Origin of the sequence: Ruegeria arenilitoris, from assembly GCF_013032855.1 — a bacterium.
GTDB classification, from domain to species: Bacteria; Pseudomonadota; Alphaproteobacteria; order Rhodobacterales; family Rhodobacteraceae; genus Ruegeria; species Ruegeria arenilitoris.
In genome coordinates this window covers 496,489-511,663 of the sequence record NZ_WQDA01000001.1, presented here as the reverse complement: position 1 = coordinate 511,663, position 15,175 = coordinate 496,489, and the positions used below count along the sequence as shown (strand labels likewise).

14 protein-coding genes are annotated in these 15,175 nt (G+C 62.5%); 7 read left to right on the top strand and 7 right to left on the bottom strand.

Annotated features, from left to right (window positions below; translation table 11 throughout):
- Positions 1-46 precede the first annotated feature (46 nt).
- The gene (locus GOW72_RS02455; RefSeq protein WP_170364902.1) at positions 47-1,570 is read left to right on the top strand and encodes a DUF2125 domain-containing protein; all 1,524 of its coding nucleotides are present in this window, start codon (positions 47-49) and stop codon (positions 1,568-1,570) included.
- Positions 1,571-1,648: 78 nt separating this feature from the next.
- On the opposite strand, the gene GOW72_RS02450 is transcribed toward GOW72_RS02455, so the two are convergent.
- Positions 1,649-2,560, bottom strand: coding sequence for a hypothetical protein (locus tag GOW72_RS02450; RefSeq protein ID WP_170364900.1), 912 nt, complete (start codon positions 2,558-2,560; stop codon positions 1,649-1,651).
- A gap of 225 nt (positions 2,561-2,785) precedes the next feature.
- Here GOW72_RS02450 and GOW72_RS02445 point away from each other — a divergent pair, with 225 nt between their 5' ends.
- The 4 genes from GOW72_RS02445 to lpxK are packed head-to-tail and all read left to right on the top strand — an operon-like array spanning position 2,786 to position 7,136.
- A complete protein-coding gene (locus tag GOW72_RS02445; RefSeq protein WP_170364898.1) occupies positions 2,786-4,132 on the top strand; it encodes a TldD/PmbA family protein in 1,347 nt (448 codons plus the stop codon).
- Complete coding sequence (locus GOW72_RS02440; RefSeq protein ID WP_170364896.1) at positions 4,119-4,919, top strand: 3'(2'),5'-bisphosphate nucleotidase CysQ; 801 nt, start codon at positions 4,119-4,121, stop codon at positions 4,917-4,919. Before GOW72_RS02445 ends, GOW72_RS02440 begins: the two co-directional genes overlap by 14 nt.
- Positions 4,916-6,151: a 3-deoxy-D-manno-octulosonic acid transferase gene (locus tag GOW72_RS02435; RefSeq protein ID WP_170364894.1), complete on the top strand. Its 1,236-nt coding sequence runs from the start codon at positions 4,916-4,918 to the stop codon at positions 6,149-6,151. The genes GOW72_RS02440 and GOW72_RS02435 overlap by 4 nt, the downstream gene beginning before the upstream one ends.
- A complete protein-coding gene (lpxK, locus tag GOW72_RS02430; protein WP_170364893.1) occupies positions 6,138-7,136 on the top strand; it encodes a tetraacyldisaccharide 4'-kinase in 999 nt (332 codons plus the stop codon). Before GOW72_RS02435 ends, lpxK begins: the two co-directional genes overlap by 14 nt.
- Here the strand turns inward: lpxK and GOW72_RS02425 are convergent.
- From GOW72_RS02425 to GOW72_RS02415, 3 genes are read right to left on the bottom strand one after another with little or no spacing between them, the layout of a single operon-like run.
- Complete coding sequence (locus tag GOW72_RS02425) at positions 7,133-8,245, bottom strand: CaiB/BaiF CoA transferase family protein (protein ID WP_170364891.1); 1,113 nt, start codon at positions 8,243-8,245, stop codon at positions 7,133-7,135. The two genes, lpxK and GOW72_RS02425, sit on opposite strands and share 4 nt — an antisense overlap.
- Entirely contained in the window at positions 8,245-8,910 is a 666-nt protein-coding gene (locus tag GOW72_RS02420; protein WP_170364889.1) for a DsbA family protein, read from the bottom strand. The genes GOW72_RS02425 and GOW72_RS02420 overlap by 1 nt, the downstream gene beginning before the upstream one ends.
- Before the next feature lie 13 nt (positions 8,911-8,923).
- A complete protein-coding gene (locus tag GOW72_RS02415; protein ID WP_170364887.1) occupies positions 8,924-9,430 on the bottom strand; it encodes a DUF721 domain-containing protein in 507 nt (168 codons plus the stop codon).
- Between the two features lie 81 nt (positions 9,431-9,511).
- Here GOW72_RS02415 and mutY point away from each other — a divergent pair, with 81 nt between their 5' ends.
- Together mutY and GOW72_RS02405 are read left to right on the top strand one after the other, a co-directional pair.
- Complete coding sequence (mutY, locus tag GOW72_RS02410; RefSeq protein ID WP_170364884.1) at positions 9,512-10,603, top strand: A/G-specific adenine glycosylase; 1,092 nt, start codon at positions 9,512-9,514, stop codon at positions 10,601-10,603.
- Positions 10,604-10,626: 23 nt separating this feature from the next.
- On the top strand, positions 10,627-11,763 hold the full coding sequence (locus tag GOW72_RS02405; protein WP_170364882.1) for an alkane 1-monooxygenase: 1,137 nt from the start codon (positions 10,627-10,629) through the stop codon (positions 11,761-11,763).
- Between the two features lie 6 nt (positions 11,764-11,769).
- Here GOW72_RS02405 and GOW72_RS02400 read toward each other — a convergent pair whose 3' ends face one another.
- From GOW72_RS02400 to GOW72_RS02390, 3 genes are all read right to left on the bottom strand, one after another.
- Positions 11,770-13,155 carry an adenylate/guanylate cyclase domain-containing protein gene (locus GOW72_RS02400; protein WP_170364880.1) on the bottom strand — a complete coding sequence of 462 codons (1,386 nt, stop codon included), beginning with the start codon at positions 13,153-13,155 and terminating at the stop codon, positions 11,770-11,772.
- Between the two features lie 145 nt (positions 13,156-13,300).
- Positions 13,301-14,404, bottom strand: coding sequence for a site-specific DNA-methyltransferase (locus GOW72_RS02395; protein ID WP_170341272.1), 1,104 nt, complete (start codon positions 14,402-14,404; stop codon positions 13,301-13,303).
- A 106-nt stretch (positions 14,405-14,510) separates the two neighbouring features.
- Entirely contained in the window at positions 14,511-15,128 is a 618-nt protein-coding gene (locus tag GOW72_RS02390; RefSeq protein ID WP_170360772.1) for a ribonuclease HII, read from the bottom strand.
- Between the last annotated feature and the right edge of the window lie 47 nt (positions 15,129-15,175).

Genomic DNA, 15,175 nt, shown 5'->3' with positions numbered 1-15,175 from the left:
GACAACCACGACCATGCGCGCAATTTTTACCGAGAAGGGTTCCCTAATGTCCGTTTTCTTCCGCCGCAGCTGCGGTGCCGCGCTGGCCTATGCCGTTGCAACCCAAGGCGCTTTTGCCGATCTGTCCGCCAACGATGTCTGGTCGGATTGGCAGGCCTACATGGGCAGCATGGGGTACACCATCACGGGCGAGCAGAACACCTCTGGCGACGTCACCACCATCACGAACATGACCATGAAGATGGACCTTCCCGAGGGAGAAGGCTCGTTCGACATGGTCGTTCCGGAAATGACCCTGACGGAAAACGGCGACGGAACGGTCAGCATCGAATTCCCCGAAAGCTTCCCCATGACGGTATCCGGCCAGGCCGAGGAGGAAGAATTCTCGGTGGATATCCTGTACTCGCAGACCGGGTTGAAAATGCTGGTTTCGGGGTCGCCCGACGACATGACCTATGACTACTCTGCCAGCAAGCTGGCGCTGGCGCTCGACAACATCATGGTCGATGGCGAAGCGATGCCCGACGACGCGCTGGATCTGGGTTTTGAGATGATCAACCTGGCCGGTGCATCCCGGATGCAGATCGGAGAGGGCCGCAAGGTCGACCAGAATTTCACCGCGGCAAACCTGACCTATGACCTGAGTTTCCAAGACCCGGAAACGGGCGAAGATGCCCGCATCAACGGCAAGCTCGACCAGCTGGAGTTTGAAGGAAAGAACGTAATCCCCGAAGGCTTCAGCCTGGCGGACGTGGAAGGCGCATATGAGGCTGGTTTTGCCTTTGACGGGATCTTCACCTACGGCGCCGGCCAAACCAGCATCGCAGGCACCAGCGAGGGCGAGGCTTTCTCGATGGCCAGCAGTTCGGACGGTGGCCGCTTCGGTGCCAGTATCGACGCCGAGCGTCTGGCGTATGACATCGAACAGAACAATGCAAAGCTCGAAGTAACCACGGCAGACCTGCCGTTTCCCATCGAGATTGCAATGGCGAAGGCCGGTCTGAAACTCGAGGCACCCATCCAGGCATCCGAAGAGGTTGAGCCGTTCGGCTTTGCGATGAACCTGACAGACTTCACCATGTCCGACATTCTGTGGAGCATGTTCGACCCCGCAGGCGCGTTGCCACGCGATCCAGCCACGATCGCGCTGGATGCAACGGGCACCGCAAAGGTTCTCCTGAACTTCCTGGACCCGGAAGTTGCCGAAGCATTGGAAGGCTCGGACGAAGTTCCGGCCGAACTGCATTCGCTCAAAATCAATGAACTGCTGGTCTCGATGGTCGGTGCCAAGCTGACGGGCACCGGTGATTTCACCTTCGACAACTCGAACACCGAAGAGTTCGGAGGCGTTCCGGCGCCGGCGGGTGAGGCAAACCTTCAGTTGGTGGGTGCCAACGCCCTGATCGACAAGCTGATCGGAATGGGGTTCATGTCCGAGAACGACGCCATGGGCGCGCGCATGATGATGGGGATGATGGCTGTTCCCGGCGACCAGCCCGACACGCTGAACTCCAAGATCGAGTTCACCAAGGACGGCCAGATTTTGGCCAATGGTCAACGGATCAAGTAACCTCGCTTGGCCTGGCCTTCGACCAAGGGCGCGGTGTTCCGCGCCCTTTTTCTTTGGCTCGATGCAATCTCGGGCTTTTCAGGTCTTCAAATCAAGTTCCTGCACCAGAGCCCGGGCCATCCGCCGTGTGACTTTGCGCCCGTCGAACAGTGCTGGTACGGGATGCTCAGCCGCGATGCTCGCCATATGAAATCGGTGGTTTCCATCGTAGAACTTGAAGTTTGTTTCGCACAAGAACAGTTGACCGGTCTTGGCACAGGGAAGGATATCGTGGGCATAAAGCCCGACACCCAAAGCGGCCTTTACACCCCTCGCAATCGCGTTGATCCGGCCAATGTTGGGCGTGATCAGCAGCCTGTGAAAATACCTTATCATCTGAGGGTCTACGGGTGTGTCACGGGTATGGACGCTGGCTTCGCGTCCCGCTCTAACCCAAGAAAACAGAACCTGGTCGCCCACCGCTTGCGCACGAATGCAGACGTGCCACATCTCACCTTCATACTCGTGACGACAATCGACATACTCGGTGTTGTAACGATCCGGGTCCAACTCTGCGGCATTCCCGACAAGCTGAACCGGAACATGAGCGTTCGAAACTTCGTTCGAGAACGCAGTTTCAAACGAAGACCCAGTCTCGATAAGCCGGGGCATTGGAACCCCAGCCGCTGTCAGAACCTTGTTCTGACGGATCTTGTGCCCGACGACGCGGCCGTGTTCGACCGAGTGCAAAATTCTGTGGCCCAGTGCCTCGATTTCAGATTCCCGCGCACGCAGCCAGTCAACTTTTTCGTTCTGAACGACAAACAGCTCGTTGTAGTGAAGCAGAACGTAACTCTGCGGGTCGTCGATCGCACCGCGTGCCATCAAGTCGGCGAAGGGCAAAACCTCGGAGGGAACGCCCAGCTTACCCATCACCCGAGTCAGGCGCACGATGATGTTGCGGGACCCTTTGCCCTTGGCCAGGACGCCGGGCTCGTCAAACTCAACCACAAAGAAGCGCGCCAAACCTCATACCTCAAATTTCAGTGCCGCCGGGCGACCGGTCATTCTCTGCAGTCAGCTTACCCTGCAGCTGCGGCCCTTCCCAGCGGGATCTATTTCCGTAGACCCCGATTTCCCAACGTGCCGACACCATCCGTGACGCATTGGATACACCCAAGGGCTTGCGAGGCGGGTTGACCAAGGCTAGGTCCAATACAATCAATTGGAGGCACCATGACCCGATCACCCGAAGCAATCAGCCACGAAATGCTGGACCTGGCCCGCAAGGCCGGAGCCGAAGCGGCCGACACAATCGTGATCGACGGATCCTCGGTCTCGGTCGAGGTGCGTGGTGGCGCTTTGGAGCACGCCGAACGCGCCGAAAGCACCGACGTGGGGTTGCGTGTTTTCATCGGCAAGCAGCAGGCCATCGTGTCCGGCTCGGACAGTCGTCCCGAAACGCTTGCCGCCATGGCCGAACGGGCCGTGGCCATGGCACGCGAAGCGCCCGAGGATCCGTTCGCTGGCCTGGCAGATCCGGAACAACTGGCCAGCGGTTTTTCCGTCGACTCCTTGGAGCTTTTTGACCCCACACCCGAACCTTCAGCAGACGCTCTGATGCAGGACGCGCTGACCGCCGAGGCTGCGGCCCTGGCGGTGGAAGGCGTTACGCAGGTGTCTGATGCGGCGGCATCCTACGGTACTCACCGGGTTCATCTGTCCGCGACAAATGGATTTTCCGGTGGTTATGCGCGCAGCAGCCGCTCGGTTTCATGCGTGGCGATCTCGGGCGAAGGCACCGGGATGGAACGCGACTATGACGGAGACAGCCGCAGCTTTCAGTCCGACCTGCGCAGCCCCGACGAGATCGGCCGGATCGCGGGCGAGCGTGCCGTGCAGCGAGTGGGTGCCCGAAAGCCGGAAACAGGGCGTTTCCCCGTATTGTTCGACGAGCGGATCTCGTCCTCATTGATCGGGCATCTTCTGGCGGCCAGCAACGGCGCGGCGGTGGCCCGCGGTGCCTCCTGGCTCAAGGACAGCCTGGGCCAGCAGGTGCTGCCTGCACATCTGTCGCTGATCGAAGACCCCCATCGCCCGAGGATTGCGGGATCGCGCCCGTTTGATGCCGAAGGATTGCCGACCGCGCGCCGGATGATCGTCGAAAACGGCGTGCTGACCGGATGGACCCTGGATCTTTCAAGCGCGCGCAAACTGGGCATGAATTCCACCGGGAACGCCGCCCGTGGCGTGTCCGGTCCTCCATCTCCCAGCAACTGGAACCTGAGCCTGACCCAGGGCGAAGCCAGCCGCGACGACCTGCTTCGCGACATGGGAACGGGATTGCTGGTGACCTCGATGATCGGTTCCACCATCAACCCAAATACCGGCGATTACTCACGCGGTGCGTCGGGTTACTGGGTCGAAAACGGAGAGATCTCGCACCCGGTCAACGAATGCACCATTGCCGGAAACCTGCGGGACATGCTGATGCGGATCATCCCGGCCAATGACGCGCGTACCTATCTGTCCCGGGTTGTGCCCTCGCTTCTGATCGAAGGGATGACACTTGCCGGAAACTGACCTGTCCCTGCTGATCGACGCCGCACGTGAGGCCGGCCGGATTGCCGTCGCCTATGCAGGCCGCGAGATGCAGAGCTGGGACAAACCCAAGGGCGCCGGGCCGGTGACCGAGGCTGATCTGGCCGTCAACGCGATGCTGGAACAACGCCTGCCCAGCGCGCGGCCCGGATATGGCTGGCTGAGCGAGGAGACCGAGGACAATCAGGACCGGTTGACCCGTGACCGAGTGTTCATCATCGACCCGATCGACGGCACCCGCAGCTTTGCCGAAGGGTCGCGCACCTGGGCGCATTCATTGGCGGTCGCCGATCGCGGACAGGTCATCGCCGGCGTGATCTACCTGCCGATGCGCGACATGCTGTTTGCAGCCGCGCGGGGACAGGGGGCAACCCTGAACGGTCAGCCGATCCGGGTGACCGCGGCGGCCACAGAGGCCGAAGCCGAGGTTCTGGCCGCAAAGCCGAACCTGAATCCGGATCATTGGCAGGAGGGCGTCGCGCCGATATTCCGTCGGGCCTATCGCCCGTCGCTGGCCTACCGAATGGCACTGGTCGCACAGGGCAGGTTCGACGGGATGCTGACCTTACGCCCAAGCTGGGAATGGGACATCGCGGCCGGGGACCTGATCCTGCGCGAAGCGGGCGGCACCTGTACTGACCGTACCGGGCGCCCGCTGCGGTTCAACAACCCCAACCCACGGCTGAACGGTGTTGTTGGCGCCGGGTCTGAATTGCATAAGGTGCTGATGGGCCGACTGGATCAGCCAATTCAGGGGCAGCGGGCATGAGCAAGCCGCGATCCCTCAGCCTGGCGGCCTATCGCGCGTTGTCCTGGGGTGTTCCCAAGCCCTCCGGACACAACACACCGCCTCGCCCCGCGGGTGAGTTGCTTTGGATTCATGTTGCCAACGAACAGCGCCTGCGCGCGGTGAACGACTTTTGCAAGCGGCTGCAGCAGTCCCGGCCAGGGCTGTCGGTTCTGTTGACCGTCCCGCCTGACGCTGACCTGACACGCTGGGCAGGCTGCGACATGGAACTGGTTCCGCTGCCTGACGAAAAAACCGGCGCGGCGCGTGGATTCCTGGAGCACTGGCAACCCGACATGGGGCTGTGGGTCGGCGGCGGCCTGATGCCCAACGTGATCACCCGCGCGGCCGAACGCGGTATACCCATGGTCCTGCTTGAGGGCGAGAACGACGTTCGTGTTGCCTTTGTCGGGAAATGGCTGCCGGACATCAACCGCTATACCTTTGACTGCTTCCGTGCGATCCACGTCACGTCCGAGGACGCAGCCCGGCAAATCCGACGTCTGGGCGTCCCGGCTTCGAAGGTGGCACTGTTTCCGCCGCTCAGTATCAGCCCCACCCTTCGCCCCTGGCCCGAGGACGAACTGATCGAGACGAACCATGCGTTGGCAGGGCGGCCGGTCTGGCTGGCGGCGTGGGTCGACGCCAAGGAATTCATCTCGGTTCTCAGCGCACATCGGCAGGCCATGCGGATGCTGCCGAGGCTGGCCCTGATCCTGCATGTTGCGGACATGTCCGAGGCGGCGCCCCTGCGCAAAAGGCTGGAAACGATGGACCTGCGCTGTGCCAACTGGGAAGATGGGGACATGATCGAAGACATGACCCAGGTCATCCTTGCGTCGGACCCCGAGGCCCTTGGCCTTTGGTATCGCGTCTCTCCGGTGACGTTCATGGGCAGCACGCTCGAGTCGGGAATAGGCGGGCATGACCCGATCGCGGCCGCAGCCTTGGGCTCGGCCCTGATCCATGGACCAGACGTGAGCGGCCACAAGGCCCTGTATGACGCGCTTGATGGTGTAGGAGCCGCTCGAGAGATTCGCACCGCTACCGAATTGGGCGACACTGTCGTTGAACTGCTGGCCCCGGACCTGGCCGCGAACATGGCCCTTGCCGGCTGGCAACTGGTGACCGAGAGCGCGCCCCAGGTGGATACTCTGATCGACATGGTACAGGAACATCTGGACCAGCACGGAGCGGAACATGAGGGCGCCTGAATTCTGGAACAACGCGCCGGATCACCCCGGCCTGCGCGCAAGACTGCTGGCGCCGCTGGGCCGCGTCTATGCGCGGGCTACGGCCCGGCGGGTGGCGTCGGGGCCCGGGGTTGATCCGGGTGTACCCGTGATCTGCGTCGGCAACCTGAATGCTGGCGGCACCGGAAAAACGCCGACGGCGATCTGGGTTCTTGAACAGCTGCGCGACGCGTATCACACGCCGCATGTGGTCACCCGCGGCCATGGCGGATCGCTTGAGGGGCCGGTTCGGGTCGACCCGGTCCGACACACGGCGGCGCAGGTTGGTGACGAGCCATTGTTGCTGGCGGCCTTCGCCGAGGTCTGGGTCGCCAAGGACCGTGCCGCCGGCGCCCGCGCCGCCGCCGAGACCGGCGCCACCGCGATCGTGCTGGACGACGGATTCCAGAACCCTTCGGTGGCCAAGACATTCTCGGTCGTCGTGGTGGACGCGGTCCGTGGCTTTGGCAACGGCTTGTGCCTGCCGGCCGGACCGCTGCGCGAGCCGGTCGACGTGGGGCTGCAACGGGCCGATCTAGTACTGTCGCTGGGCGACTTGGCCGCGCAGGAACAGTTCGCGCAGCTATGGGGCAACAAGCTGGGCGTTCCGCACGCCACCGGTCAGGTCACGGCACTGCAAACCGGGATGGACTGGAGCGAGACTCCGGTTCTGGCCTTTGCCGGTATTGGCCACCCCGAGAAATTCTTTCAGACATTGCGCCAGCAGGGCGCGCGCCTGCTGCGGGCCGAGGCGCTGGACGATCACCAGCCGCTGACGCCGGCCCTGATGACCCGGCTGGAAAACGAGGCGCGGTTGCTGGGTGCGCAGATGGTCACCACCGAAAAAGACGCCGTGCGCCTGCCGCCTGCTTTTCGCAGCAAGGTCATCACCCTGCCGGTGCGCCTGCAGGTGGATCAGGCCGACGACGTGCGTCAGCGGCTGCTGACGGCCGCGCCGCCGCCCTAGTCGTCTTCGCCCAGTTTCGGGGCAGGGCGCGAAAGGTTCAGATCGGCATCCGAAAAGACGAATGGCGCGCGAATCCCCTGCACCCCGTCCAGGTCGATCTGCATGCCGCGCGCGATCACCTGCGGATCGGCCATGACCTCGTCCAGTGTATTGATCGGCCCGGCGGGGATGCCTTGCGCCTCGCAGGCGGCCAGCAGGTCGGCTTTGGCCCAGGTCGCCGTGGCCCCGTTCAGCCGTGCAATCAGGGTGCGGCGATTGGCCAGCCGGTCCTTGTTGTGCAGGTATTCGGGCGCCTCGGCCATGTCGGGCAGGTTCAACACCCGGCACAGGCGCTGATACTGCCGGTCATTGCCGGTGGCGATGATGATGTGACCGTCGGCACAGTCGAACACCTGATAGGGCGCCAGGTTCACATGCGCGTTGCCCATGCGCTGCGGCACCTGACCGGTCGTCAGATAGTTCAGCGCCTGGTTTGCCGTGACCGCCACGGCCACATCCAGAAGGGCCATGTCCACATGCTGCCCGCGCCCGGTGCGCTGGCGCTGGTGCAGCGCCGCCAGAACCCCGGCCACCGCATAGATGCCGGTGAACACGTCGGTGATCGCCACGCCTGCCTTCTGCGGCTGGCCGTCGGGCTCTCCGGTCACGGACATCAGCCCGGACATGCCCTGGATGATGAAATCATACCCGGCCCGATGCGCATATGGCCCGGTCTGCCCGAACCCGGTGATGGAGCAATAGACGAGGCGCGGGTTCAACTGGCTGAGGTTGTCAAAGTCCAGCCCGTATTTCTTCAGCCCGCCGACCTTGAAATTCTCGATCACCACATCGGCGTCAGCGACCAGCGCGCGCACCTTCTGCTGCCCTTCGGGGGTCGAGAAATCGGCGATCACAGACGCCTTGCCGCGATTGGTCGAATGGTAATAGGCCGCCGAGACATCCTGATCGCGGGTCACGAAGGGCGGACCCCAGGCGCGGGTGTCGTCGCCGGCCGGGGATTCCACCTTGATGACCTCGGCGCCCAGATCGGCAAAGGTCTGGCCGGCCCAGGGGCCAGCCAGAATGCGCGCCAGTTCGACAACCTTGAGACCGGCCAGAGGCCCGGTCATCAGTTGCCCAGTTCCTTTTCGATCAGCGCCTTGAACTCGTCATAGGACTGGTTGTCGACCTTCTTGCCGTTGACGACAAAGGACGGGGTGGCCTGGATACCGTCTTTCTCGGCGTTTTTCTGGTACCAGGCGACGAGGGTCTGCGCCTTGGTGCCGTCCTGCAGGCAGGCTTCCAGCTGATCGTTGCTCAGCCCGGCCAGACGGCCGATCTTGCGCAGTTCTTCCACGATCTCAGCCGGGCCGCCGGCGCGGGTCCATTCGGACTGGCCCTCATAGATCAGGTCGGTGATGCCAAAGAACTTTTCGGGGCCACCACAGCGCGCCACCATCGACGCCCAGATGCCGTAGCGGTCGAAATAGACCTCGCGGTAGATGAATTTGACCTTGCCTGTGTCGATGTATTCCTTCTTGAGCTGCTTGTACGGCCCCTGATGGAAATTCGCGCAGTGCGGGCAGGTATAGGACGCGTATTCGATGATTTCGACCGGCGCATCCTCGGCCCCCTGCACCATCTCGACGATGGTCGAGGTGTCCAGATCGGCGTTTTGCGCGTCGGCGCTGCCTACCAGTTGTGGCACAGGCACGGTGCTTGGCGATTGGGTCAGCCAATAGCCGCCTGCGGCCAGCGCCACGGCCGCGCAGATTACGGTTGCAATACGGCTCATACTCAGCCCTTTCTCAGCGTTTTTGTTTGGATAGAACGTTCCGACCCAGTCGTTCAAGGGCAGCACGCAAGTCTTGGTCGTGAACCTCGCGCGTCACTTTGTCTGCCTCGGCAACGACTTCCGGTGCGATGGTGGGTTTCGCCTGTTTCGGCCGATGCTCGAAACTGGCCTGCCCCTCGGCAAATCCTGTGGGAGCGGTCTGGGTGATGCGGATGCGGCTGATGGCACTGTAGCCATAGACGGCATTCACCTTGTCGCGCAGACGGTCCTTCTTCATCTCGAGCATCGGGGCCTGAGGTCCGGTGGTCAGCACGGTCAGCGTGGCGCCGAACCCACCCTTTCCATAGCCCACCTTGACCGGTCGGGCGATGGCGGCGATGTCGGGGCCCACGATATCGGCCCAATGGGTCAACAGGCGCGACACGGCAAAGCCGCGACTTTCACCGGCTTTGCGGATCCGATCGCTCAGCAAGGACGCGGTGCGTTTGAACCCGCGGGTGGTGGACCGTCTTGGTTGCATCTGGTTTCCAACTCCTGCGCCGCTATTGTAATGGGCGTGCATCCGGGCGCCAGCGAAACCCGACAGAGAAATGGATAAAACTTGCGTGACACCGCCACTTTCGACCTGAGCCGCAGCCTGCTTGCCTGGTACGACCGCCACGCCCGCGACCTGCCGTGGCGGGTCAGCCCCGCCGACAGGGCCGCGGGCGTGCAACCCGACCCCTATCGCGTGTGGCTATCCGAGGTGATGTTGCAGCAGACCACGGTGGCCGCCGTGCGGGATTATTTCCTGCGGTTCACCTCGCGTTGGCCGGATGTCCGGGCGCTGGCCGCCGCACCCGATGACCAGGTGATGGCGGAATGGGCCGGGCTGGGCTATTACGCCCGCGCCCGCAACCTGCTGAAATGCGCCCGCGCGGTGGTGGACCAGCACGACGGGCGCTTTCCTGACAGCCATGATGCGCTACTGAAGCTGCCCGGCATCGGCCCCTACACCGCCGCCGCCATCGCGGCCATCGCCTTTGACCGGCCGGAAACCGTGCTGGACGGAAATGTCGAGCGAGTCATGGCCCGGCTGCACGACATCCACGACCCGTTGCCGAAATCGAAACCTCTGCTGAAGGCGAAGGCCGCCGCGCTGACCCCGGACGACCGCCCCGGCGACTATGCTCAGGCGGTGATGGATCTGGGGGCCACGATCTGTACGCCGAAGTCTCCGGCCTGTGGCATCTGCCCCCTGCGAGACCCGTGCGAGGCCCGCGCTGCCGGAACACAGGCAGAGTTGCCGCGCAAGACGCCCAAGGCACCGAAGCCCACCCGGCTTGGCCACGTCTACATCGCGCAGCGCGCCGATGGCGCAATCCTGTTGGAACGCCGCCCAGAAACCGGGTTGTTGGGCGGGATGCTGGGCTTTCCGGGCTCGGACTGGGCCGAGGACGCGGCCGAAGCGCCGCCCTTTCCAGCCGATTGGACCATGCTGCCCGCCGAGGTGCGCCATACCTTTACCCATTTCCACCTGACCCTGCGCGTCTGGACCGCCGCCGTTCCCGCAGAGGTGGACCCCGTGGGCTTGGTCGTGACGCCCATACATGCCTTTCGCCCCGGCGCTCTTCCGACCGTGATGCGCAAGGCGCATGATCTGTGGCGCGGCAGTTCTGCATCTGGGAAAATGGATCGGGCAGGATTATCCTGACGGCAGAGTTTCGGAGCCTGACCATGATCTCGACTGATACCCTGTCGCGCTGGCAATCAGCCCTTCCTTTCTGGGTTTCGTTCATATTGATCCCGATCCTGTGGTTCACTGCTTTCGCCGGTGGCTGGTGGGTGCTGCTGGTGCCGCTGTCCACCTGGTGGTTGTTTGCGGCGCTGGACGGCCTGACCGGGCTGAACCTTGAAAACGCCGACCCCGAAACGCCCGAGGACGCGCTGCGCTGGTACGTCCTGCTGACCAAGGCCTGGGTTCCGGTCCAATTTTACACGCTCTATGGCCTGATCTGGTACGCCACCCGCGCCGAACATCTGTCATCACTGGAAAAGATCGGGCTGTTCTTCGGGATGGGCGTGATCTCGGGCACGATCGGCATCAACTACAGCCACGAACTGATGCACCAGAAGGGCCGGTTGGAGCGGTGGCTGGGCGACATCCTGCTGGCGATGGTTCTGTATTCGCATTTCCGCTCCGAACACCTGCTGGTGCATCACCGCTATGTGGGCACGCCGCGCGACCCCGTGACCGCACGCTACAACGAGGGGTTCCACCGCTTCTATCCGCGCGTCCTGCGCCAGTGCCTGGTGTCCGCGTTCCAGGCCGAGAAGGCCAAGCTGGCGCGCAAAGGGCTGAACTGGAAGGATCGGGCGAACCCGTTCTGGCGGTATTGGGCGCTGCAAGGATTGATGCTGGCCTTGGCGCTACTGCTCGGCGGATGGGCGGGGCTGGGGTTGTTCCTGGTTCAGGCGGGCACCGCGATCTGGCAGCTGGAGCTGGTCAACTATGTCGAACATTACGGCCTGACGCGCAAATACCTGGGCGACGGCAAATACGAGCACGTCCGGCCGCGCCATTCGTGGAACGCCGCGCACAAGGCCTCGAACTGGCTGCTGATCAATCTGCAACGCCACTCGGACCATCATTACAAGCCCAACCGGCGGTTTCCGCTGCTGCAGAACCACCCACCCGAGGCGGCCCCGCAGCTGCCCTATGGCTATCCGGTGATGACGATCGCGGCGATGGTCCCGCCGCTGTGGCGGCGTGTGATGAACCCGCGGGTGCGGGCTTGGCGGCGACAGTACTACCCCGAGATCACGGACTGGAAGCCGTACAACAAGGCAATGCTTCCGATGCCACGGTCCTGAGAGCGGTCAACGCAGCGCCCAGATATCGACCGGCCGCTCGACGCCGCCAACCGCCTGTGCATCGTGGCGCTGGAACCCGTTCATCAGATCGGCAGCCGTCGACGCTTCGCTTAGGACCTTTTCGCGCAGCGCGTCGCTGATGACAATCCGCGCACCCATCTTTCGCGTCATTGCTTCAAGCTTGGCAGCCAGATTGACCGCGTCTCCGATCACCGCGAATTCCAGCCGGTTGGCCCCGATGTCGCCCAGAACGACCGGACCGTAGTGAACACCGATGCCAACCTGAATCTCCTGCTCGCCTGCCCGTCGGCGTTCCAGATTCCAACGGTCGATGATGTCAGCCATTGACCGCGCGCAGGACAGGGCGTTGACCGCGTCCAGCGGGGTTGGAACCGGCGTGCCGAACGTGGCCATCAGCCCGTCGCCCAGATACTTGTCCAAGGTTCCGTGGTGATGGAACACCTCGGCCTCCATTCGCGCATGGAAGCCCCGCAGCACCTCGATCACCTCATACGGGTCGCGGCCGGCAGCGAATTTCGTGAAGCCCACGATGTCGATGAACAGAACCGCGATGTTTTCCTTGCGCACCTGCTTGAGCGGTTCGTCGTTCTGGCTCAGCTCCTCGACCACGTTGGGCGAGAAGTATCGCGACAGGTTGGCGCGTTCCCGCTCCAGTCCGGCATTTGAGATCAACAGGCGATTGAGCCGCCGCATCGACACGCCCAGCGTAACCGCGACCATCATGAACACGATCACCTCTTGCACGCGCATCGGAACCATGAAGCTGTTGGGGTCCAACAATTCAGCCACGGCCGGATAGCCCCGCAAGGCGGCCGCAACCTTTTCGCTGAGCCCGGGGATGGGCGTGGCCACCCACCAGGCGACGACCCAGCCCGCCGTCCACATCAGGGCCGTCCAGCTGCCCATGGCGATCACCGTGCGCCAGGAATAGGCCAGCGTACCTGCGGCCAGGATGATGAAGAAATACTGGAAATTGTCGAACCGGTACTGCATCGCCAGCGGGCGCACATCGTCGCTGAACGGGTTGGGAACGACCATGCCCAGCGTCATGATCAGCAGATCGGCGAAAATCAGCAGAAGCTCGATCCGGGATTGGCCCACACGGCCAGCGCGCCGGATCAGCCAGCCGTTGCCGCAGAGCAGCAGCAGGATGAAATGATACCACATCACATCCCAGTTCGGATTCAGAAACACCAGCAGGACACCGGTCAACGCCATGGCGATCCAGCGGGCGCGGACGGCCAGTTCCAGCCCCTCGCGCTTGTGCCGTTCCAGCGCGGCTTCGGTGTATTTGTTGTCCAAATTGAATTTGTCCGGCGTGGTCACGAAAAACCGCTGAAACCGGGATTGGCTGGCCGTGGTATCAGACATTCCTGATGCTCCCTCGCTATGTAGCGGGATATGGGGTCGCACCATCCAAACATCACGGGGCCAAAAACAAAAGACCCCGCCGGGCTCGGCGGGGCAAGGCTTGGTACCATGTGTCAGGCCACAGGCACCGGCGGTATTGGTGTGATCAGTTGTGCAGTTCGGCCCGGATCTGCTGGCGCAGCACGTCGATCGGAACGGTTTTTCCGTCGCGCTTGAAGCACCAGTATGTCCAGCCATTGCAGGACGGCGCGTTTTCCAGATGCGCGCCCACCTGATGAATCGAGCCCTTGATGTTGTCGCCCACCAGCGTACCGTCGGCCCGCACCTTGGCCTTGTGCCGCTGGTTCATCGAATACAGCTCTTCGCCCGGACGCAGCATGCCGCGTTCGACCAGCTGGCCGAAGGGCACGCGCGGCTCGGCGCGTTTGCTGGCGCTGACCTCGAGCGCGTCACGGTCAAACTTGCGCACCTTGGCGATGCGCTTTTCGGCCACCTTGCGATAGCTGTCCTCACGCTCGATCCCGATGAACTCGCGGCCCAGCATCTTGGCCACCGCGCCGGTGGTTCCGGTGCCGAAGAACGGGTCAAGCACCACGTCACCCGGATTGGTCGAACCAACCAGAACCCTGTGCAACAGCGACTCGGGCTTTTGCGTAGGGTGCGCCTTGTCACCATTTTCATCTTTCAGGCGCTCGTGGCCCGTGCAGATCGGCAGCACCCAGTCGCTGCGCATCTGCACGCCTTCATTCAAGGCCTTCAGCGCCTCATAGTTGAAGGTGTATTTCGCCCCTTCCCGCTTGCTGGCCCAGATCATCGTTTCATGCGCGTTGGTGAACCGCTTGCCCCGGAAATTCGGCATCGGGTTCGACTTGCGCCAGATCACGTCGTTCAAAATCCAATAGCCCGCATCCTGCAGGGCCGAGCCCACGCGGAAGATGTTATGATACGAGCCGATCACCCAGATCGCCCCATTGGGCTTGAGCAGGCGATGCGCGGCCTTCAGCCACTCGCGGGTAAACTGGTCATAGGCGGCAAAGCTCGAGAACTGGTCCCAATGATCATCGACCGCATCCACCTGGCTGTTGTCCGGGCGATGCAACTGTCCTTTCAGTTGCAAATTATACGGCGGATCCGCAAAAATCAGGTCAACCGACGCCTCGGGCAGACTGTTCATCACCTCGATGCAGTCGCCAGATAGAATCGTGTTTAAAGGGAGCGCGGATGCGCCCTTTGTCTTGGTAGTTGTCATGTCTCTGCCTCAAGTTCCACGGCGCTTTTGCGCTCATTTGGTTGAGACTAGGATGAGTCAAACCGGATTCGGCGTCAAATTCTTTTTTGAATCAGAGGGTTACGATTTACTCTTGATACAAGATATTGTGGACGGGCTTGAACGAACGTCTATGGTGTGGGGTTACCCCAAGATTTTGCAGCGCCTCGCGGTGTTGTTTGGACGGATAGCCCGCATTGGTTTCCCAGCCGTAGCCCGGATGCTGTTGCGCCAAATCCACCATCAGTTGATCGCGCCAATTCTTTGCAAGGATCGACGCCGCCGCAATCGAGACTGACTTCGCGTCCCCTTTGACCACGGCCTGCGCCGGCAAGGTCAGCCCTTTGGGGATCAGATTGCCGTCGATCAACAGGTAGTCCGGCGCAGGATGCAGGGCGGCGACGGCGCGCTCCATCGCCAGATGAGAGGCATACAAGATATTGAGGTCATCAATTTCCTCAACCGACGCCTCGGCAATGGCAAACTCGGCCCGGGCGCGCAGATCTTCGTCAAGGGTGCGCCGCCTTCGCGCCGTCAGCTTCTTGGAGTCATTCAAACCGTCGGGGATGTCTTGCGGATTCAGAATGACCGCGGCCGCCACGACCGGACCGGCCAACGGGCCGCGACCCACCTCGTCTACACCTGCTATTCGGGGATAGCCCTGCGCAATCAGCGCCTGTTCCAATTCAAACGTCGGAGTCGTCATCCCCTCGGCAAACCGCTTTTTGGTCCGAACCGCAACAAAAAAGAAGG

Bases quoted from the DNA above. Each gene is read 5' to 3' on its own strand.
- GOW72_RS02435 (WP_170364894.1), top strand. From the start codon at position 4,916: ATGAGCAAGCCGCGATCCCTCAGCCTGGCGGCCTATCGCGCGTTGTCC.
- GOW72_RS02390 (WP_170360772.1), bottom strand. From the start codon at position 15,128: ATGACGACTCCGACGTTTGAATTGGAACAGGCGCTGATTGCGCAGGGC.
- GOW72_RS02395 (WP_170341272.1), bottom strand. From the start codon at position 14,404: ATGACAACTACCAAGACAAAGGGCGCATCCGCGCTCCCTTTAAACACG.
- lpxK (WP_170364893.1), top strand. From the start codon at position 6,138: ATGAGGGCGCCTGAATTCTGGAACAACGCGCCGGATCACCCCGGCCTG.
- GOW72_RS02415 (WP_170364887.1), bottom strand. From the start codon at position 9,430: ATGCAACCAAGACGGTCCACCACCCGCGGGTTCAAACGCACCGCGTCC.
- GOW72_RS02400 (WP_170364880.1), bottom strand. From the start codon at position 13,155: ATGTCTGATACCACGGCCAGCCAATCCCGGTTTCAGCGGTTTTTCGTG.
- GOW72_RS02405 (WP_170364882.1), top strand. From the start codon at position 10,627: ATGATCTCGACTGATACCCTGTCGCGCTGGCAATCAGCCCTTCCTTTC.
- GOW72_RS02445 (WP_170364898.1), top strand. From the start codon at position 2,786: ATGACCCGATCACCCGAAGCAATCAGCCACGAAATGCTGGACCTGGCC.
- GOW72_RS02420 (WP_170364889.1), bottom strand. From the start codon at position 8,910: ATGAGCCGTATTGCAACCGTAATCTGCGCGGCCGTGGCGCTGGCCGCA.
- GOW72_RS02425 (WP_170364891.1), bottom strand. From the start codon at position 8,245: ATGACCGGGCCTCTGGCCGGTCTCAAGGTTGTCGAACTGGCGCGCATT.
- GOW72_RS02455 (WP_170364902.1), top strand. From the start codon at position 47: ATGTCCGTTTTCTTCCGCCGCAGCTGCGGTGCCGCGCTGGCCTATGCC.